This window comes from Prosthecobacter sp. (genome assembly GCF_044222565.1).
Taxonomy (GTDB): Bacteria; Verrucomicrobiota; Verrucomicrobiia; order Verrucomicrobiales; family Verrucomicrobiaceae; genus Prosthecobacter.
Genome location: NZ_JBGANA010000018.1, coordinates 1 through 17,846, shown reverse-complemented (window position 1 = coordinate 17,846; position 17,846 = coordinate 1). Strand labels below are relative to the sequence as shown.

General features: G+C 59.5%; 18 protein-coding genes and 1 tRNA gene. 8 read left to right on the top strand and 11 right to left on the bottom strand.

All coding sequences use genetic code 11. The features are described from left to right. Window positions 1–21: 21 nt before the first annotated feature. Together ACILSR_RS22985 and thrS are read right to left on the bottom strand one after the other, a co-directional pair. On the bottom strand, window positions 22–600 hold the full coding sequence (locus ACILSR_RS22985) for a hypothetical protein (protein WP_395752147.1): 579 nt from the start codon (window positions 598–600) through the stop codon (window positions 22–24). A gap of 89 nt (window positions 601–689) precedes the next feature. After that, the gene (gene thrS / locus ACILSR_RS22980; RefSeq protein ID WP_395752146.1) at window positions 690–2,651 is read right to left on the bottom strand and encodes a threonine--tRNA ligase; all 1,962 of its coding nucleotides are present in this window, start codon (window positions 2,649–2,651) and stop codon (window positions 690–692) included. A gap of 284 nt (window positions 2,652–2,935) precedes the next feature. Between thrS and ACILSR_RS22975 the strand changes: the two genes are divergently transcribed. From ACILSR_RS22975 to ACILSR_RS22950, 6 genes are all read left to right on the top strand, one after another. Next, window positions 2,936–4,177: a NupC/NupG family nucleoside CNT transporter gene (locus ACILSR_RS22975; RefSeq protein ID WP_395752145.1), complete on the top strand. Its 1,242-nt coding sequence runs from the start codon at window positions 2,936–2,938 to the stop codon at window positions 4,175–4,177. 18 nt (window positions 4,178–4,195) lie between these two features. After that, on the top strand, window positions 4,196–4,744 hold the full coding sequence (locus ACILSR_RS22970; RefSeq protein ID WP_395752144.1) for a hypothetical protein: 549 nt from the start codon (window positions 4,196–4,198) through the stop codon (window positions 4,742–4,744). Window positions 4,745–4,979: 235 nt separating this feature from the next. Then, window positions 4,980–5,648, top strand: a complete 669-nt coding sequence (locus tag ACILSR_RS22965; protein ID WP_395752143.1) for an ATP-binding cassette domain-containing protein — start codon at window positions 4,980–4,982, stop codon at window positions 5,646–5,648. Further along, entirely contained in the window at window positions 5,645–6,811 is a 1,167-nt protein-coding gene (locus tag ACILSR_RS22960) for an FtsX-like permease family protein (protein WP_395752142.1), read from the top strand. Before ACILSR_RS22965 ends, ACILSR_RS22960 begins: the two co-directional genes overlap by 4 nt. Window positions 6,812–6,846: 35 nt before the next feature. Further along, the gene (locus tag ACILSR_RS22955; protein WP_395752141.1) at window positions 6,847–7,911 is read left to right on the top strand and encodes a class I SAM-dependent methyltransferase; all 1,065 of its coding nucleotides are present in this window, start codon (window positions 6,847–6,849) and stop codon (window positions 7,909–7,911) included. Between the two features lie 102 nt (window positions 7,912–8,013). Next, window positions 8,014–8,099, top strand: a tRNA-Tyr gene (locus tag ACILSR_RS22950). A gap of 154 nt (window positions 8,100–8,253) precedes the next feature. On the opposite strand, the gene ACILSR_RS22945 is transcribed toward ACILSR_RS22950, so the two are convergent. From ACILSR_RS22945 to ACILSR_RS22935, 3 genes are read right to left on the bottom strand one after another with little or no spacing between them, the layout of a single operon-like run. After that, window positions 8,254–8,796: a hypothetical protein gene (locus ACILSR_RS22945; protein WP_395752140.1), complete on the bottom strand. Its 543-nt coding sequence runs from the start codon at window positions 8,794–8,796 to the stop codon at window positions 8,254–8,256. Beyond that, on the bottom strand, window positions 8,793–9,230 hold the full coding sequence (locus tag ACILSR_RS22940; RefSeq protein ID WP_395752139.1) for a hypothetical protein: 438 nt from the start codon (window positions 9,228–9,230) through the stop codon (window positions 8,793–8,795). Before ACILSR_RS22940 ends, ACILSR_RS22945 begins: the two co-directional genes overlap by 4 nt. Window positions 9,231–9,238: 8 nt before the next feature. After that, on the bottom strand, window positions 9,239–10,171 hold the full coding sequence (locus tag ACILSR_RS22935) for a metallophosphoesterase (RefSeq protein ID WP_395752138.1): 933 nt from the start codon (window positions 10,169–10,171) through the stop codon (window positions 9,239–9,241). A 71-nt stretch (window positions 10,172–10,242) separates the two neighbouring features. Here ACILSR_RS22935 and ACILSR_RS22930 point away from each other — a divergent pair, with 71 nt between their 5' ends. Both ACILSR_RS22930 and ACILSR_RS22925 read left to right on the top strand, forming a co-directional pair. Further along, window positions 10,243–11,166 carry a LysR family transcriptional regulator gene (locus ACILSR_RS22930; RefSeq protein ID WP_395752137.1) on the top strand — a complete coding sequence of 308 codons (924 nt, stop codon included), beginning with the start codon at window positions 10,243–10,245 and terminating at the stop codon, window positions 11,164–11,166. A gap of 98 nt (window positions 11,167–11,264) precedes the next feature. Then, window positions 11,265–11,459 carry a hypothetical protein gene (locus ACILSR_RS22925; protein ID WP_395752136.1) on the top strand — a complete coding sequence of 65 codons (195 nt, stop codon included), beginning with the start codon at window positions 11,265–11,267 and terminating at the stop codon, window positions 11,457–11,459. Between the two features lie 431 nt (window positions 11,460–11,890). Here the strand turns inward: ACILSR_RS22925 and ACILSR_RS22920 are convergent, their stop codons facing one another. The 6 genes from ACILSR_RS22920 to ACILSR_RS22895 all read right to left on the bottom strand — a co-directional run. Beyond that, window positions 11,891–12,748: a hypothetical protein gene (locus ACILSR_RS22920; protein ID WP_395752135.1), complete on the bottom strand. Its 858-nt coding sequence runs from the start codon at window positions 12,746–12,748 to the stop codon at window positions 11,891–11,893. Between the two features lie 223 nt (window positions 12,749–12,971). Further along, window positions 12,972–13,454 (bottom strand): FHA domain-containing protein, encoded by a 483-nt coding sequence (locus tag ACILSR_RS22915; RefSeq protein ID WP_395752134.1) that lies wholly within the window; start codon window positions 13,452–13,454, stop codon window positions 12,972–12,974. A gap of 46 nt (window positions 13,455–13,500) precedes the next feature. Beyond that, window positions 13,501–14,343, bottom strand: a complete 843-nt coding sequence (locus tag ACILSR_RS22910; RefSeq protein WP_395752133.1) for an RNA polymerase sigma factor — start codon at window positions 14,341–14,343, stop codon at window positions 13,501–13,503. Between the two features lie 77 nt (window positions 14,344–14,420). Next, window positions 14,421–14,924, bottom strand: a complete 504-nt coding sequence (locus ACILSR_RS22905; protein ID WP_395752132.1) for a hypothetical protein — start codon at window positions 14,922–14,924, stop codon at window positions 14,421–14,423. Window positions 14,925–15,017: 93 nt separating this feature from the next. Further along, a complete protein-coding gene (locus ACILSR_RS22900) occupies window positions 15,018–16,139 on the bottom strand; it encodes a hypothetical protein (protein ID WP_395752131.1) in 1,122 nt (373 codons plus the stop codon). 69 nt (window positions 16,140–16,208) lie between these two features. After that, window positions 16,209–17,846 (bottom strand): choice-of-anchor D domain-containing protein (locus ACILSR_RS22895; RefSeq protein ID WP_395752130.1); only part of this gene is annotated, 1,638 nt, incomplete at its 5' end.

Below are 17,846 nucleotides of genomic sequence, written 5' to 3'. Positions count from 1 at the left end.
CTTGATCTCCAACCTATCAACCTAATATCTTCTGGCATCGAGCGTCCACATGCCATCGACTGGCTGTGTTCCTTCAATGGGCTTATACGGACCTCCACATTCGTGCGCCAACTCCGCCAGCCCGTTCAGCATGTCTGATAAAAGTTGGTTTTGACGTAATAGCTCATCAAAACTCACCTTCAATGCATCTGGCAGGTCAGCGCCCAGATCTTGGGTAGCGCAAAGTTCCTGCCTCATTTCTGTCATATCCTGCGTCACCCTATGAACAAGCGTGCTGTGGCAGATATGATTTCGAAGATCCCGAATGGTTTGCATTCGGCCTATGAGTGCATTCCATGCGTTCCGTTTCTCCACCATTGAGGAATGCTGGTCCACCAGAAGCTTAAGGTGCTGAATCTTTTCGTTGAACTTCTTTTTTGCCACCGCCTTCCTGGACTTAGGCTTTGTGCGGAGCTTGAGAATATCCGACAACGCCAGCTCAAGGGCTCCAAAATTCAAGATGAACAGCCCGATTAGCGAAGACCAGTCCAGACGTTGAGGAAACACAGGATGGAGTGTTGTCGTGTCGAGCTCATGCATGCCATTTTCAACCGTGTCCATATTGGGACTTTAGAGCATTCCATCAAAACAAACAACGGGATGGCATGCCATCCCGTTGTTCGGATCAGTGAATCTCAGTGTGGCTGTTTTTACAGCCTCCGCTCCTTCACCTCGCTCGTAACCTCCGCGATGAAGTCGTCGATGGCTTTCACGCCGAGGTCGCCTTTCTTGCTGTGGCGGACGGCGACGCTTTGGGCGGCGGCTTCTTTTTCGCCGAGGACGAGCATGTAGGGGATGCGGTCGAGCTGGGCGAGGCGGATCTTGGCGCCGATTTTGTCGGCGTCGTTGTTGAGGGTGACGCGCAGGCCGGCGTCTTTGAGCTTCGCGTAGACCTCGTCCGCGAAGGCGTCCACCTTCTCGCTGATGGTGAGGATGCGCACCTGCTCGGGGGCAAGCCAGGTGGGGAAATGACCGGCGAAGTGCTCGATGAGCACGCCGCAGAAGCGCTCCATGCTGCCGAAGGGCGCGCGGTGAATCATCACCGGGCGGTGCGGCTTGTTGTCCGCGCCGTTGTAGGTGAGGTCAAAGCGCACGGGCAGGACGTAGTCCACCTGCACGGTACCGAGCTGCCATTCGCGGCCGATGACGTCCTTGATGACGAAGTCGATCTTCGGGCCGTAGAAGGCGGCCTCGCCGGGCTCTTCGGTGAAGGGCACGCCGAGAGTGGCGGCGGCGGTGCGGCAGGCGTCTTCGGCGGCGTCCCACTTGGCGGGATCTCCGGTGAACTTGCTGCTGTCGGGATCGCGCAGGCCCACGCGCACGCGGTAGTCGTGCATGCCCAAGGTATTTAGCACGATCTTCACAAGACTGAGGCAGCCGAGCACTTCCTTGGCCACCTGCTCTTCCGTGCAAAAGAGGTGCGCGTCATCCTGCGTGAAGCCACGCACGCGCGTCATTCCATTGAGTTCGCCGCTCTGCTCCCAGCGGTACACGGTGCCGAATTCGGCGAGGCGCACCGGCAGGTCGCGGTAGCTGCGCGGCTGGCTGTCGTAAATTTTGATGTGGTGCGGGCAGTTCATCGGCTTCAGAAGGAAGCCATCCAGCAGCTTGTCATCTGGCAGCACGCGATCTTCCGTGACCACTTCCTTACCGGCTCGCTCATTGAGCTGCTGGCGCAGGCGGGAGGACACGGCACCGAGGCGCTCCATGACCTCGCAGCAGCCGCAGCCTTCTTTGATGACCTTGGCGAGATCGTCGTTTTCAATGACGGGGGAAAACTGGCTGTCCTTATAGTAGGGGAAATGGCCGCTGGTCTTGTACAGCACCGTCTTGCCAATGTGCGGCGTGAAGACCTGGCTGTAGCCCTGCTTGCGCAGTTCCTCGCTGATGAAGTTCTGCAGCTCCTGGCGTAGGATGGCACCGTTCGGGGTCCAAAGGATGAGCCCCTGCCCCACGTCTTCGTCGATGTGGAAGAGCTTCAGTTCTTTGCCAACCTTGCGGTGATCGCGCTTCTTGGCCTCTTCGAGCTGCTCGAGGTGCTTGGCGAGTTCTTCGCTGGTCGGGAAGGCGGTGCCGTAGAGGCGCTGAAGCTGCGGCTTCGTCTCATCGCCCATGTAGAAGGCGCTGGCGACGGACATGATCTTGACGTTTTTGCACTTGCCGCTGTAGCCGACGTGCGGGCCGGCGCAGAGGTCGATGAAGTCGCCGTTCTGGAAGGTGGAGATCTGCTCGCCTTCAGGAATTTTTTCCAGCAGGTCGAGTTTGAACACGCTGGGATTTCCCGGGCGCTCGGTCAAACCGCCGAGGCGGCCGGACTTCGCCATGGCGATGGCTTCCTCACGGGTGACGCCTTTCCATTCAAATTTCTGGTTCTCCTTCGAGATCTTCTTCATCTCGGCCTCGATCTTCTCGAAGTCGTCCGGCGTGATGCGGTGGTCCGGGAGGTCAAAGTCGTAGTAGAAGCCGTTCTCCACCGGAGGACCGTAGGCAAACTGGGCGTTGGGCCACAGGCGCAGGATGGCGGTGGCCATCACGTGGGCACAGGAGTGGCGCAGGCGGTCGATGTCAGACATCTGAGCGCGTTCTTCGAGGGTCTTGCGGGCTTCGGACATGGTTGTAAGTAGGGCCGTGTCCATGCCGCAGGACGCGGCGAGATTCAAGGTGATAACGAGGGGGAAACGGCGCGGCCCGGAAGGCAGCGGTGGCGTGAGGCGGGGAAAAGCGCCGTTTATTTCGCCTCATTTTCATCTGGACGGCGAAATGCTCCCGTCTTGCACGTCTTGAGCCATGCGCACATTCCCCATTGAACCGCCTCGACGCCTGAACCAAGAAGCGGACTTCACCGGGAACGAGCCGCACGTCTTCACGCCCCACCTCCACCACTCCCCTGCCCCACATGTCCCGTCTCATCTGTCTTCTCGGTCTGGTCGTGTTCGTGGCGCTGGCCTGGGCGCTCTCTGAAAAGCGCCGGCTGTTTCCCTGGCGTGTGGTGCTGACCGGGCTGGGGCTGCAACTGACCTTTGGCGCGCTGATTCTCCGCACGCAGTGGGGGCATGATGCGTTTGCGCTGCTGGACAGGGTCTTCCGGCGTCTGCTGAGTTTCGGCGATCAGGGGATTGCCATGGTCTTTGGTCCCCTGGGGACGCCCGCAAATCTTTCGGCGGCCTTTGGTCCGGGCAACGGCTTCATCCTCGCGCTGACGATCACGGGCAGCATCATTCTCGTCTCGGCGCTGTCATCTTTTCTGTACCATTATGGCATCCTGCAGCTGGTGGTGAAAGCCACCGCGTGGGTGATGCGGCGCGTCATGCGCACCAGCGGCAGCGAAACGCTGGCCGCGGCGGCAAACATTTTCATGGGACAGACCGAGGCCCCGCTGGTGATCAAGCCCTACCTCCTGCGCATGACGCGCAGTGAGCTGCTGTGCCTGATGGTCGGCGGCATGGCCACCATCGCGGGAGGCGTGCTGGCGGCGTATGTGTCGTTTGGCATTTCGGCGGGGCATCTGCTCACTGCCTCTGTGATCAGCGCCCCTGCCGCGCTGATGATGTCTAAAATCCTCATCCCCGAGACCGAAGCGAGCGAGACCGCGCACGGGGCGCACAAGCCCATCGAACGTGAAACCGCCAATGGCATCGATGCTCTTTGCCTGGGCGCGAGCGATGGCATGAAGCTGGCCATCAACGTGATCGCCATGCTCATCGCGTTCGTGGCGGTGGTGGCGCTGTTTAATTATATGCTCTCGCTCGGCCTGCGTGCCTTTGGGCACAACGTTCCGCAGCCTCTGCAATTCGTGCTTGGCTGGCTCAATGCGCCCTGTGCCTGGCTTATGGGGGTACCGTGGAACGAGTGCGGCCAGGTGGGTGCGCTGCTGGGAGAGCGCGTGGTGCTGAATGAATTTTTTGCCTACATGCACCTCAGCCAGCAGGGCGCCAGCCTTTCTCCCCGCACGATGAGCATCGCCACCTATGCGCTGTGCGGCTTTGCCAATTTCGGCAGCATCGCGATTCAGATCGGCGGCATCGGTGCGCTGGTGCCTGAGCGCCGGACTGATCTGGCGCAGCTCGGGCTTAAGTCCATGGTGGGAGGCCTGCTGGCGTGCTATTGCACGGCATGCGTCGCGGGATTGCTGCTGTGATTCCAACAAGAAAAAGCCATGTCACTTCCTGATCGCGGAGACATTAATATCATCCGACATGAGCTTGAGCGCGCGTGTAAAGATTTTTCCTACCATGTGGATCTTCTCGGTTTTGTGAGAACAAAAAAACTGATTTGGGTTCGCCGGCGTGAATGGACGGTCGATGTCATTATGTTTCATCGTTGTGGGAGCACCTATGGGGCTGCGACCAATTTTAAGGTGGAGGTACGCGTTCATTTTGCGATTCGAGTCTTGAACGACTCCTTCGAGTCACTGGCCCTAAATGGGCCTTGGAGTGAAGCAGGGCGGGTGCGTGAGGGGCGTTACCATCTGAGTTTTAACGCCAAAACCGGTAGCATGTATGATAGATGTTTGAATGACTTGGTGAGGTTTGTTAAAGCGGCAGGAGAACCATGGTTTGAAAGTTTTTCGAAAGCGGAAAAGTTAATCTCCGAGAATGACACGCCTTTAACGCCGGTGTCCAAAGCCCTCCTCTCGTCTGCCATGACTGGAGAGACTGATGCAAGCAATTTGGCTTCTTCGTTAACGCTTTTGGGTCTCAAGTGACCCAATTCAAATCAAGACACCTCGATGACATTTGATCCAGTGTTGCATTACGGGCTTGCTGCTGTGAAGAATTCCAACGCGAAGGGGCGCGAACAGCCGCGAATTTTCATGAATGGCGATGGGCTGCGTGGTCATTCGTGCAGCTACCTCACGATTCCTCTTTCAAGGCATCGTGCTGAATGGGTGATTTTTTCTCGTTGGATTCAACCGGCGTCTCTTTAAAGAGTGAGGCTGCATGCCAGCCACCACCGGCCTCCAAGTCTCCGATCTTCGCTTTGCCTACGCGGCAGAGGGTTTTCGCGTGCATCTGCCGCGGCTGGAGCTGGCCCCGGGAAAGTCTCTGGCGCTGGCGGGTCCCAGCGGAGCGGGAAAGTCCACGCTGCTGCGCCTGCTGACGGGTCTGCTGACTCCTGGGACCGGCACGGTGAGCCTGGGCACGGCGCAGCTGCACAGCATGGCCGCCGAAGCCCGGCGTGCCTTCCGCCTGCAGCATATCGGCCTGGTCTTTCAAGATTTCGCCCTGCTGGACTACCTTACAGTCTCTGAGAACATCCTGCTGCCGCATCAGTTTCGTGGCGATGCAGGCACCGCTGTTCGTGCCAAGATGGATGAGTTGACGCAGCGCCTGCACATCGACAGCTATCGTGACAAGCGCGTCTCCCAGCTCTCGCAGGGCGAGCGCCAGCGCGTGGCGGTGGCGCGTGCGCTGGTGCATGCGCCTCAGTTTGTCTTTGCCGATGAACCCACCGCCTCGCTGGATCCTGCGCGCGGCCGCATCGTGGTGGACATGCTGCTGGAGGATACACGGCAGCGCGGCGCGTGTCTGGTGATGGTGACGCATGATCCCAGCCTGCTGCCGCTTTTTGATCAAACTCTGCGCATGGAGGATCTGGCCAGCGCATGAGAGCGGCCTTTCACCTGGCGGCGCGCTACGTGCTGCGACATCGTATTCAAAGCGCGCTGCTGGCCGGAGCGCTGGGACTCGTCTTTGCGCTGCCGCTTTGCCTGCGAGTGCTGATGCAGCATGCCCAGCAGGAACTGCGCGCCCGTGCCGCCGCCACGCCGCAGATCGTCGGCACCCGTGGCAGCGCGCTGGATCTCATGATGACCGCGCTGTACTTCAAGCGCGAGAATCTGCTGCCGCTGCCCATGCGCGCGCTGACGGAGCTGCGGCATCGGCCGGACGCCACCGCAATCCCGCTGCACGTGCGCTATCAGGCGCAGGGCGCGCCGATCGTGGGCACGGAACTGGAGTATTTTTCCTTTCGCAATCTGCACCTGGACTCTGGCAAACAGCTCAGCCGTCTCGGCGACTGCGTGGTGGGCGCCACGCTGGCGAAACAGCGCGGTCTGCAGCCCGGCGGCCACCTTTTTTCTTCGCCCGAGCAAGCGTTTGACATGGCCGGAGTGTATCCGCTGAAGATGCGCGTTACGGGCATCCTCACCGCTAATGGCACTCCGGATGATGAGGCGCTCTTTGTGGACCTTAAAACCGCGTGGCTGATCGAAGGCCGCTCCCATGGCCATGACGATCTGCAAAAAGACCAGGCGGTGGTGCTGAAACAAGAGGATGGAAACATCGTGGGCAATGCGGCCGTGCGCATGTTTAATGAAGTCACGGATGCCAACATCGCGTCTTTCCATTTCCACGGCGACGTCTCGACCTACCCCATCAGCGCCGTGCTCCTGCTGCCGAAGAACGCCAAGGCGGAAGCCCTGCTGGCCGGGCAATTTTCCAGGTCCAAGGAGCAGCAGCTCATCCGCCCGCGCGATGAAATGGAGGCGCTGCTCACGCAACTGGTGCGCCTGGAGGGATTCGCCGCCAGCGCGCTGATGCTCACCGCCACCGCGGCGCTGTTTGTGACCGCGCTCGTGTTCGCGCTCTCTTTTCGCCTGCGCGAACGGGAGTTTGCCACGCTGGAAGCCGTGGGCGTCTCCCGCGTCTCCCTGATTACCGTCAAAGTGCTCGAAGTCCTTATCGTCGGCATCGTGGCGGCGGGCATCGGGCTGCTGATGCTCGCCTTCTCCACCTTTGCAGCGCCGCATTTGCTGCGGTGGGCGCTTTGACACGACACTCATTTTTACCGCCTCTTCGCCTCTTAATGTCCTACCCCATCGACGCCCTCATTTACGCCCTGGATGTCAATCCCGAGATCAACACGGAAGGGAAAGTGCTGTTTCTGCGAGCGCAGGAGCACCCTGCCCTGGCGCACTTCGAAGGCCGTCTGGTCTGCCAGCAGACCTGGAAGCCGCGGGCCAATCTGCTGCAAGCCGCCGGACACCGCGTGGAGCGTGAGGTGAACGGTCTTTTCAACCTGGTGCTGGTGCTGCCCGATCCGCAGCGCGACCTGATGGTGGCAGATCTCGCGCGGGGGCATGATCATCTGGCGCCGGGGGGCATTCTCATGGCGGCCGTGCACAACGACGCCGGTGCCAAACGCTGCGAGCAGTACCTCCGCGAAGTCGCTGGACATGTCGATTCCCTTTCCAAGCACCACAGCCGCGTCTTCTGGGCCACGAAGGAAGATGGCAAACCGTGGAAAGCCGACCTGCTGGAACGCTGGCGACAGGGCGCCGCCATGCGCCGCATCCTGGAAGGGCGCTTCTGGTCACGCCCGGGCTTGTTCAACTGGGACCGTATTGATGAGGGCTCTGCCCTGCTCGCCAAGCATCTGCCGGCCACCATTTCCGGAAACGTGGCCGATTTCGGCTGCGGCTGGGGCTTCCTGAGCGATCACCTGATGCGGAACTGCCACGACATCGACAGCCTGGACATCTACGACGCAGACGCGGACTGCTTTGAGTGCGCGCGGCGGAATCTTGGTCTCGTGCCCACACGGGTGAAGGCGCAACCGCACTGGCAGGACATCACCACCGGCTTTGACCGCACCAAGTTTGACGCCGTGATCATGAATCCCCCGTTTCATGAGGGCAAGGAGGCAGACCCGCTCATCGGTCTCAAATTCATCGCCGCCGCCGCCCAGGCCCTGCGCCCCGGCGGGCAGCTCTGGCTGGTGGCCAACCGCCAGCTGCCGTATGAAAACCTGCTGGCTGAAACCTTTGCGCAAACGGAGAAGGTCATCGAAACCGGCGGCTTCAAGGTGTTGCACGCCCAAAACCCCATCGTCCAGCCAACGTACGTGCGCCGCGGCAAGCGCCGCCGGTGAATAGAACCCAAAGAATCTCACAAAGAATGCAAAACAGAGGAACAAAGCGTTTGCAAAACAAGGCACCGACTCGATAATCGCGGCCCACTTCGAAAGGAGAATGGGTAGGTACCCGAGCGGTCAAAGGGGGCAGACTGTAAATCTGCTGGCTTACGCCTACGCTGGTTCGAATCCAGCCCTGCCCACCACCTTCATTCTGAGTGAGTTACACCTCCCGAAAGGGAGTGAGGTTAGACGAGTTCAAAATCCCGCTGTGCACTGGCTGTGCATTTTTTCGGTTCGAATTCTCCTCTATCTTCACCTGTTACCACCCTGGGTTCCTCAGCATGCTGAATTGGTGCCCTAGCTTGAGCAAGCCTCGCCTATGGAGTTGAGAAATGCATTCATAGCGGAGGCACCCTGCATTTTGGCCAGTCGGCAAGCCTCGCCATACGGGTTCGGCAGGTAGTTGATGTAGCGGCTATCCTTTCGCCAGCTGCCGATCACCGGTTTTTCAGCGGGGTTACTGATCAGGTGCGGAGGCGGTTTTTTGTCGCAGGGGTGAGCTGAGATGGGGGGCTCAATGAGCTCGCCTGTGATTTCACAGCAGCAATCTCGGGCAAAGACCCAGGCCGAAAATGGCACACTGGGTGCACCGACTATAAAGGGATCAACACCTGATTCGAGGTAAGCGTAATTCAGTTCTGCGGCTGACATGTGCGGTGCGTAGAGCGCGAGCACGGAGGCTCGCGTGATGCTCTGACATTCCGAGACCGCCTCCTCAAGAGTCGCCTTGCTGCAGATATAGCGCCGGCCCTCAGAACAGGGCCCGGACTTGGCGTTGTGGTCCATGTAGATCTGGTAAGGCCACAAAGGTGGACTTGGGTCCAATTCCGCTTGATTCATGGCGCGGGTGGAAGTGCATCAGCGGCTTGTGATGCGCGGTTGAATGGCACCAAAATGTTGTTGGCCGATTCGACGACCAGCAGCCAGGTGCCGAAAAACTGCGCATCGGTTTCTGAGGCAGGCTGCAAAGACTGAACTACCACATTCATCTCCTGGATGGTTTCCCATAGCCATTGGATGATCATTTTGACTCGTTCGTTGATGTTCGATGGTGATGATGATTCCGACACCTCAAACAGCTCGAACAATTCTGAGACGACATCGTTCTTGGTGGCGATGAGGCTGTCACACAGCGTGGTGATTTGATCTTTTGCCTCCTTTGGAAGCGTGAGGCTGGGCAACTCGGTCTGAATGTAGGCTGCGTTGCTCATCATTTGCATGGCGCAACTTTGTGCAGAGCTGGTGAAGATTTGGAGTATGGGGTTTGTTTGCATGGGCTGCTTTAGTTCAGGTTCGAACTCACAAAGTTTCCGGCATTGAGGGTATTCTCCCCGTCCCAGCGATAGGCGACGAGGGGACCGTCGAGACCTCCGCTGAAGTCCAGGCAGGCGATGTTGGGTGCTAGCGGGGCTTTAGGAGCATCGGCAGGCAGCCAGTAGTGGCCAAAGAACACGGGGGGCTCCTCAGGACTGTAGTTGGGCAGGCGGCTCAGCATCCTTGGATCCACTTTCAATGAGTCCGCCATGCTGCCGGGTGGCATGACGAGATCGCTGATCGTGAGTCCATCGCGGATGTCCCACCAGCGAGCGCGGATGGTGTCACGGTAGGTGCCCTCGTTGTCGCGGAAGAGGTTGCCGTCTGTGGCGGGGATTTCCGGGCCTTTGAGCACGTTTTCGATGGCTCGGTGCTCGGGAGTCATCTTGGTCGCGCTGGCGTGTAAAAAGGCCTGATCTGTTAGGCTGCGGCCGGTCAGGCGTGTGATCCGGCTAGCGTCCCAGCAGGCATGGACACAGCGCAGTGCGCCGAGGTCGAGAAACATGGGCAGCCGTTTCATCCAATCCAGCCAGTCGGCCCATTCGGTGGCACGTCCCTCAAAAGCGTGCAGGGTGGCAAATACCTGCCGGTTCTTTTCCTCGCTGTGCTCGCGCAGCCAGCCTCCTCTGCCATCCGGAGTGTGGTAGCAGACGGCGTTGTATTCGTGGTTGCCCGTGATGGCCAGGGCATCGCCAGCCTCGACCATCGCGCGCACGGTGTGGAGCACCTCGCGCACCTTGGGGCCGCGGTCGATGTAGTCGCCCAGGAAAATCACCTTGCGGCCATCGGGATGGCGGAAGCCTTCGCCGTGGGGCTTGAAACCCAGCTTGTCGAGCAGGCTGGTGAGTTTCTCGTGTTGTCCGTGGATGTCGCCGATCAGGTCATAGGGTTGTGGTTTCATTGCGAATCCAGAGTAATCGGACAGAACGCATTGATAAGTTTTGTTTTCTGTGTATATATGACTCTAAAGTTATGCATGAATCACGCTTCAACCGTGGTGGTTTGTCACTCGACCGTTTGCGCGGATTTCTTGAGTTCGCCCAAGCAGGCTCAATCAGCAAAGCTGCGAGTGGCGATCTGAGCAGGCAGTCCCTCATGAGCCGCCAAATTCGTGAGTTGGAGGAGTACTTCGGCGCAGAACTCGTCGTGCGTAAGGGCAAGACACTGATGCTCTCGAAAGCGGGACAGCGGCTCAAAATTCTGATTACCGAGCAGTTCCGTGATCTGGAAGACTTTCAGATTCAGCAAACTCAACGGCGCAAATGCTTCAGCTTTGGGGCCGGAGCGAGCATGCTGGAATGGCTGGTGATTCCAGCAGCAACCAAGCTCAGAGGTATTCTCAGCGGCTCATCACTGAGGCTGGACGTGCTTCGGAGTCGCGATCTGGTGGAGGCGGTGCGAGACGGAGGGGTTGATTTCGCAGTGGTGCGAGAGGATGCCCTGAGCGAGGAGCAGCGCCTCAAGACGAGCATTCCCGTGGTGAGCATGACGTTCTTGCTGTGTGTTTCAGCGACTCTTTTGGGGACCCGTTCCAGGGCATGGCTGCAACAACCTCACAACTGGGACCAAGTGCCCTTTGCCTCGATATCGGGAGGAGGGCAGCTCGACCAGAAGGTAAGGCAAGCACTGACGGAAAGTGGTGGAGCCTTCACACCGGCGGTGGAATGCGCATCGCTACTCCAGGTGCGCGAGCTGGTGGTTCGGGGAGTCTGTGCCGGCGTGCTACCATCCGTCGGCACCTCCGGCCTTGCGGCACAAGGTGTCTTGTCACGGGAATTTGAGCCGCTGAAAGCCTATGGCCGCCCGTTAGTTTTACACTGGAACGAGCGCCAGATGCGTCGGCGAGACGTGGGGGATGCAGTGATCAAAAAAATGGCGAGGGCGCTGGCACCTTAGACTGGGGATGGGGGGAGAACAAACGCACATACAAGTTCACCAAGCCCGGCCAGTTCGGAGCCCGGCTCTGGACAAGCACCTCTTACCTGAAACGCTTCGTGCTTTCCAACCGCGTATGGAAAGTCGAACTCCGCGTTGAAGACTTGACCCGCTTCCCTGAAGACGCCGACTGGCAGGCTGCCACCTCCCAGCCTTTCAACCAAACCGTTGACACCACCCACGGGGACGCCCCGAGCCAGCATCTCTCGGACTTCCTCACGAGCAAAGGCCAACACAGGCACAAAGACTGCTGAGTGCAGCTAGTTCTCGGCGTGCTGCTTTGGGACACCTGGCCCCTCACCAAGGTCATCTGGCTGCCGGGCTCATACAGGTCGATCAACTGCTAGGGACCGATTCCCCCACACACCAACGGCGTCTCAACGCCAAAATCCAGCGAGGCTCAGCTCCCCCCCTCATTGCCCCCGCCACCCTCCCCATCCACCGGAACTTCTGCACAAACCGCCGCAAATGCTGACGATGTCAGCACTCACCCAAGAGACAAGAGCACCTCCGGTGCCAAAAGAAACATTCCCTTTATTTCTACTCCAAGTTCGAGCGCACCTTGGAGACAATATTCGAGGCAGATGCTAGGCGCTGGATCATAGAAGGAACAGTGGTAGTAGGAAAGATGGAGGAGTGTGGTTCTCGAAGACTCTGCCAATTGCAGGTCAACATCCCATATAACTCATTGCTCCAGGTTCCGCTTCTCTTGTGCAATCTGGGAATGTAGTGTGGTAACGCGCTGGCTCATTCGGCTGATGCGGTTCTTGTAGTCGGTCTGGACGGCGGAGGCCTTGGCCATGCAGTCGGCCACTTCAAGCACTTCCTCGTGGTTCGCAATGGCCCAGAGGACGGCGATCGTCGCGGTAACACCGCCGATGGCTTTGGCGTCGTCGCTGAACTCATTGTTGTTGTCCATGGCGACTCCAGCACCTGCCGCGCCGGCGGCGAGTGCTGCGATGGCCATCTTGTGGTCCATCATGTATTCAGTCACGCGGGTCTGGTGATCTGCGCGCTGATTTTCCGTGGCGGTCATGTCGCGGCGCAGAACTGAGATCTCACTTTCCAGGCCTTCGATGCGGGCGAGGATCATGCGATTCCTAGCCTGCTTCTCGGCGGCGATGCGCTGCTCCTCCAGGCGCCTGGCCTGGCGTGCGGCCTCCTGCTCGGCGGCAATGCGCTGCTGCTCCAGGAGCTTGGTCTGGCGGGCGATCTCCTGCTCACCGGCGATGCGCTGCTGCTCCAGGATTTTGGCCTGGCGCTGGTGCTCCTGGGCCAGGGCCTGCTGCCGCTGCTCAAAGGCCTGGCGCTCCTGTTCCACGGAGTCGGCGGTCGAGATGAGGGCAGAACCGCCGGAGGAAAGGCCGGCCGCTGTGGCGGGTGAACCGGACTGCGAGGTGAACGCCCAGGTGACGAGGCCTACAGCGAGGGCGACGACGGTGCTGGCAGCGACGGTGTAAAAGGTGTCCTCGGTCGATTTAGGACGCGGGCGGCGAGCGGGTGCGGCGGAGGAAACGGTGGAGTGCGGGGCGATGGTGCTCATGGGTGTGTGTGCAGTTTGTGTTTGATGATTTGAGGATGTGAGCAGCAACGATCCGCGTTGCTGTCATATCTTCACTGCACGGGCGCGGGCACCGCTGACAGTTCAGCGAAAAAAAAGACAGACTGCCTGCGCAGCCTGTCGTGTGGATATTTTTCCGGTGCATGAACTGGAGGCTGCAGACCGGCCTGTGAACTGCCTGCACCTGCCGTCGTTCAGGGGCAACTCACGGCTCGTCAATGGCGATCAGGAAGGAGCAGCCGCCCGCATGAATAAAATCGCCATGATGAAGAGGATGGGGCTGCTTGATCTTCTCGGGGTTTTCATTCACCCGGGTGCCGTTGGTGGAGTTGTTGTCCATGAGCAGGACGTCCCTGCCACTGCGAGTGATGGAAAAGTGGCGCGCGCTGAGCTTGTGCTGGCGGTCTTCCACCTGCCAGCCGGCATCGGGACTGCGGCCGACTACGAGAGTTTTTTCCACGGTCTTGAATCCGGCGGCGCCGAGGCCTCCGTCTTGCAGGGCGACGAGGCAGATGGCGCCCTTCTCCATGGGAAGGAAGGAGGTGATCTTTCTGACGACGAGCATGCGGTGGAGGAAGCCGCTGCTTTCGGTGGGACTGCTGAACAACCGGGCGCTGGTCTTGGAGAGCATGGTCTCGATCTCCTGATCAGAGGGTGTTGCAGCCGCGGACGTGTGAGGGTTTTTCATGGGCGGAAATAAACAGGGGGGAATGAAACTGGATGAGGGGTGTGCTTCAAGCGACGCGCGGATCGCGGCCGCTCTGCAGGTCTGTGTAGATGGAGGCGAGCTTTTTCTTCACTGCTCTGACCTCCTGATCGAGGTGGTTGCTCAAGATATCGTAGTGTTTGAGAATGGCGGATTTGGTGATGACGCCGGACTCATCGCGGGGGAGGCGGTTCAGGGCCTTCATCTCGGTCATGTGCGCGGGGGGTAGCGGCGCGGTGGGAGCCTCCAGGATGGCGGCAAAGACGTGGGGCTGCTTGAGTGCGAGAAAAATGGCGATCTTGCGCGGGTGGGCCTTCTTGGTGCAGGAGGGGAGCAGCCGGATGGCCTGTTCGAAGAGAGAGAGGGAGTAGGCGTCCTGGGATTTTTTTTCCAGCAGCGCGTCGGGTGTTTCATGCTCGACGGTGAGACTGTCCATGTAGGCCTGGGCTTGATCAGCGTCGTGATCTGCCATGTCCGAGAAAAGCACTTCGCGTTTGCGCCGGGGGGCGTTGTAGCGTTTCCAAATGGCGCGCTTGATGACGGTGAACAACCACTGGCGGAAGCCGCCGAACTCCCTGCCCTCGGCGATGGCGGCCGCCGACTCCTCGGCATTGGCGATGAAGACGCGTTTGTCACGGTCGTAGAGGAATGATTTTGAGACGCGGTTGATCTGCAGCATGACATCCTGCACGACGTCCCAGGACGCTTCTTCGCCGAGGTTCCACTTGCGGGCCATGCCACGAATAACGCCTTCGTACAACTTGTAAAAGTCCAGCCAGATCTTGTCGTCTGCACCGCCGAGGCCGTTGATCAAGGTGGCACGGGTGAGCAGGGAGTCTGCCTGAGGGTTTTTTTTATTGGAATGGGGCATGTGAAAAAAGGGGGGGAATCAGTTGCTGCGCTCGGATGAACCAAGACTCGATGCCGGAGCAGATGCATCGCGATGTGCTAGGAGTAGGTATGAGCCTCCTCGGCCCTCCGCTTGTACTCGGCCAGCTCTTCGGGCGTGAAGCCGAGGCGCTCCATGAAAATGAGCTCGCGCCATTCATCACGCTCCATGCCAAGACACAAAGGAGTGTTCATCACAAAGCTGTGCGAGAAGAACTTATGCAGATGCTTGAACGTGGGTGGCGTGCAGCCGCCGCAGTGGTGGGTTCTAAAGGCGGCGTTGCGATATTCAAAAGCGTAGGGGGAGATGCCGCTGCTGCCTTTGGCACCCAGGGGTGAGTTTAGGGCCGTGGCTCTGAGAGCTTCAATCTCGACCATTAGGTCAAACACGACGCCTTTGAGAATGCGTGTGCTGGCAAGGGCGGCTTCCAGTTGCTGAGACTGGCTGGTGTGGGAGGATGAAGATGAAGAGAATGAAGCACCATCGGCGGGTGAGTCGTCCGGCCGGTTCCTGGCAGTGTTTGGAAACAGTTTTTGAAACAGGCTGGCGAAGGCAGTCTTCATCTTCCGCGGGTTTTCAGGGGTTGGGAGTGCCCGGCTCCGCCCCGCGGAAACCTTCCGCGGAGCAAGAGACGGGCGTGAACGATCCGCAGCGGATCAGGGCCTTGCGGCCAGCTTTTCCTTCACATAACCCTGAGGCCATGCAAAGAGGGCGCGACGGGAGAAGAAGATGCCTTCCTTGCGCTCGGCGTGCATGTTGTCCATGAACATCTTCAGCAGCACCGCTCCGGCAGTGAGCTCGTCCTGGCCGAAGATGCCCTTCACGCGGTCCAGTTCGTCCGCGGCCTCTTTTCTGAGCTTGCTACCATCAGCACTCAGCAGCTGCGCAGGATTGGTGGTGGCGATCTCGTAGAAGCGGTTGATGTCAGCAGAAGACAGCTTCACCCAGTCGCTGGTTTTCTTGCCGGTCGGGTCTTCAGGATCGATGGAGCCGATCTTCTCCGGATGCAGCAGCGTGGTCATCACGTAAGGCAGGCCGCCTGCAAGGTAGAGGCGGGAGCAGTTCTGCATGCCGGGTTTGTTACGGATCATGCTCTGCAGTGGCCCGAGCAGCTTTTCACCGGCGATGCGCTCGGCGACGGCCTTGAGGCTTTCCCCGTTCTGCTTCGTCGCGGCCACTTCCTTGGCAAAGGTGCCGGTGCCGGAAGGGGCGTCCTTCTCGAAGGCAAAGGTGACGAACGTGTTGTTGTCCGCCCCGTCCGGGTCGATGTAGGCTCCCTTGGAGTTGCCGCTGCCGATGTCGAGCACCACCACTTCGTTTTTGTGGAGCCGGTTCGGAGGCACGATGCCCTGGAAGACAAGGCGGGATTCCGTGGCCACGTCGATGCGGTCCACCTCGATTCCGGTCACCTTGTTGTCGATCCGGTCCTTGACGGCGGTTGGGATGCCGCTGCTCATCACCAAATAGATCTGCGAGAGAGGCATGTTGTACTTCTCCTTCATGGCCTTTGAGATGCCCTGCACCTCCTTCGCCACATTGTCCGAGGTGTCGCCGTCATAGCAGTTCTTGTTTCGGGGCTTGAACTCCTCGACCATGAGAGGCGGGATGAACGCCTTGCTGGCGTCTCTGCCCTTGTCTTCGACGACGATGGCCTTGATGCCCTTGGAACCGAGCTCGATCACTCCGAAGTACTTGTCCGGCGAAGCAGCCTGGACGTGAGAGAGGGTGGAGAGCAAGGTCAGGCTTAGAAGGCCGGCTGCTGTGATTCTTTTTTTCATTGGTGTGTGTGTGTTGGGTTTGGCGTTGTTTGTCCTGGTGGACGAAATTTTTAGGCATGGCTGTTCTCATCATGGCTCGCGCACGCAGCGAAAGCCAATCTGGGAGCGGTTGAGCTGCGTCCGGTTGTTAGCTATTTTCTCTCCGGTCAGCAGCTCGTTGAGCACCCGCTGCCGGTTCGATGAAGCGAAGGAGGCGTACTCCTGCTGCAGCATTTCCGGATCAGTGTATTTGTCCCCTGTTTTCGGCGCAGTGTATGCGGAGCCTCCGCGGAGGACTCTCTCGGAACCGTCGATGCACAGCTCGGCAGCATTGCCGCCCATGCCGAAGAAGCCGGACTGGGTCTCGCCGGATTGTTCGACGGGGACGAATTTTGCAGGGCCGTCCTGGGGCTTGTAGTTGAAGGAACGCGGGCGCTGGTCAAACGCTCCCGGCCAGGGATAGATGTTCAGGTTCCTCGTGCTCTTGGACTTGCTGGTGTCTGAGGAGCGCTCCTTCAGGCCGATGGCGCAGCTCCACTCGTGATCCGTGGGCAGGCGATGTGTATGTCCGTCTTTCCTGCTCAGCTCAGAGAGGAAAAAATCAATCTCCTCATCGGAGAGCCCCACGACGGGCTCGCGCGGATCTCCAACGATCACATAGGAAGGAACAATGGCCTTGTAGTCCTGCTTGGTGACTTCATAAACGCTCATCGGGAGCGTGCCGAGATCGGCGGTTTCACGGCCGTTGGAGTCGTAGTCTTTGACGTGCACGTCGGCGAATTTCATGCCGATGATGTTCCGATTGGAAGGCGTCGTAGGCGTTGGCGTTGGCGTTGGCGTAGGCGTAGGCGTTGGCGTAGGCGTAGGCGTAGGCGTTGGCGTTGGCGTTGGCGTTGGCGTTGGCGTTGGCGTTGGCATCGGCGGCGGAGGCGTTGTGTGGCCCTTGCCAATGAGATTGAGGTCGAAGGGGTTTTTGGAGCCGTGGGCGTTGCTGATGAAACAGAGGATGGCGGGGCGTTCTCCTTCGCCGCGGGGCTTAAAGACCACGGTAAAGGCCGCCGACGCGCCCGGGGCGAGAGGGCCGGAGGGCTTGTCGGTGACGCTGTAGTCGTCACGCGCTTCGCCTTCGAACTTGGTCTGAAATCCGGTGAGATCTGCCGAGCCGATGTTTTTGAGAGTGAACTTCAGCTCATTGGTCTTGTCGATGTCCACTGTGCCGAAGCTGAGGGCGGGGCCGTTGTCTGCGAGGGCCTGCCCGGCCTTCTCGATGGAGATGTCCGGAACGCCCACGGCTCCTCCGCTGAGGTGGATGTCAAAGGGGCTCTTTCCACCAGAGGAATTGCTGGCAATGTGGAGCACGGCCCGCTGGCTGCCGCTCATGCGCGGGGTGAAACTCACCGCAAGCTGCGTGTCTTTGCCGGCGGCCACGGAGCTGGTGCCGAGCGGGGCGACGGAAAAGTCTTCGGACCCTTCTTTGCTGACGAGCAGGCCGGAGAGCTCCGCATGGCCGACGTTGCGGATGAGCAGGACTTTGGTGATCTTGGTGCTGACCGTCGGCTGTCCAAAATCGACCGCCTGCCCGTGGCTGAGCGTCTGGCCGGGAGCCTGCTCGATGGCGATCAAAGGTTCGAGGACGGGAACGGGCGGCGGTGGTGGGGGGGGCGGTATGATGCCGCCACCACCGCCCCTGCGTTTGCCAGTGGCGCCCATCAAGTACACCGCTCCTCC

What these genes read in the sequence shown, in the direction of transcription:
- ACILSR_RS22985 (WP_395752147.1), bottom strand. Translation starts at nt 600, where the DNA reads ATGGACACGGTTGAAAATGGCATGCATGAGCTCGACACGACAACACTC.
- thrS (WP_395752146.1), bottom strand. Translation starts at nt 2,651, where the DNA reads ATGTCCGAAGCCCGCAAGACCCTCGAAGAACGCGCTCAGATGTCTGAC.
- ACILSR_RS22975 (WP_395752145.1), top strand. Translation starts at nt 2,936, where the DNA reads ATGTCCCGTCTCATCTGTCTTCTCGGTCTGGTCGTGTTCGTGGCGCTG.
- ACILSR_RS22970 (WP_395752144.1), top strand. Translation starts at nt 4,196, where the DNA reads ATGTCACTTCCTGATCGCGGAGACATTAATATCATCCGACATGAGCTT.
- ACILSR_RS22965 (WP_395752143.1), top strand. Translation starts at nt 4,980, where the DNA reads ATGCCAGCCACCACCGGCCTCCAAGTCTCCGATCTTCGCTTTGCCTAC.
- ACILSR_RS22960 (WP_395752142.1), top strand. Translation starts at nt 5,645, where the DNA reads ATGAGAGCGGCCTTTCACCTGGCGGCGCGCTACGTGCTGCGACATCGT.
- ACILSR_RS22955 (WP_395752141.1), top strand. Translation starts at nt 6,847, where the DNA reads ATGTCCTACCCCATCGACGCCCTCATTTACGCCCTGGATGTCAATCCC.
- ACILSR_RS22945 (WP_395752140.1), bottom strand. Translation starts at nt 8,796, where the DNA reads ATGAATCAAGCGGAATTGGACCCAAGTCCACCTTTGTGGCCTTACCAG.
- ACILSR_RS22940 (WP_395752139.1), bottom strand. Translation starts at nt 9,230, where the DNA reads ATGCAAACAAACCCCATACTCCAAATCTTCACCAGCTCTGCACAAAGT.
- ACILSR_RS22935 (WP_395752138.1), bottom strand. Translation starts at nt 10,171, where the DNA reads ATGAAACCACAACCCTATGACCTGATCGGCGACATCCACGGACAACAC.
- ACILSR_RS22930 (WP_395752137.1), top strand. Translation starts at nt 10,243, where the DNA reads ATGCATGAATCACGCTTCAACCGTGGTGGTTTGTCACTCGACCGTTTG.
- ACILSR_RS22920 (WP_395752135.1), bottom strand. Translation starts at nt 12,748, where the DNA reads ATGAGCACCATCGCCCCGCACTCCACCGTTTCCTCCGCCGCACCCGCT.
- ACILSR_RS22915 (WP_395752134.1), bottom strand. Translation starts at nt 13,454, where the DNA reads ATGAAAAACCCTCACACGTCCGCGGCTGCAACACCCTCTGATCAGGAG.
- ACILSR_RS22910 (WP_395752133.1), bottom strand. Translation starts at nt 14,343, where the DNA reads ATGCCCCATTCCAATAAAAAAAACCCTCAGGCAGACTCCCTGCTCACC.
- ACILSR_RS22905 (WP_395752132.1), bottom strand. Translation starts at nt 14,924, where the DNA reads ATGAAGACTGCCTTCGCCAGCCTGTTTCAAAAACTGTTTCCAAACACT.
- ACILSR_RS22900 (WP_395752131.1), bottom strand. Translation starts at nt 16,139, where the DNA reads ATGAAAAAAAGAATCACAGCAGCCGGCCTTCTAAGCCTGACCTTGCTC.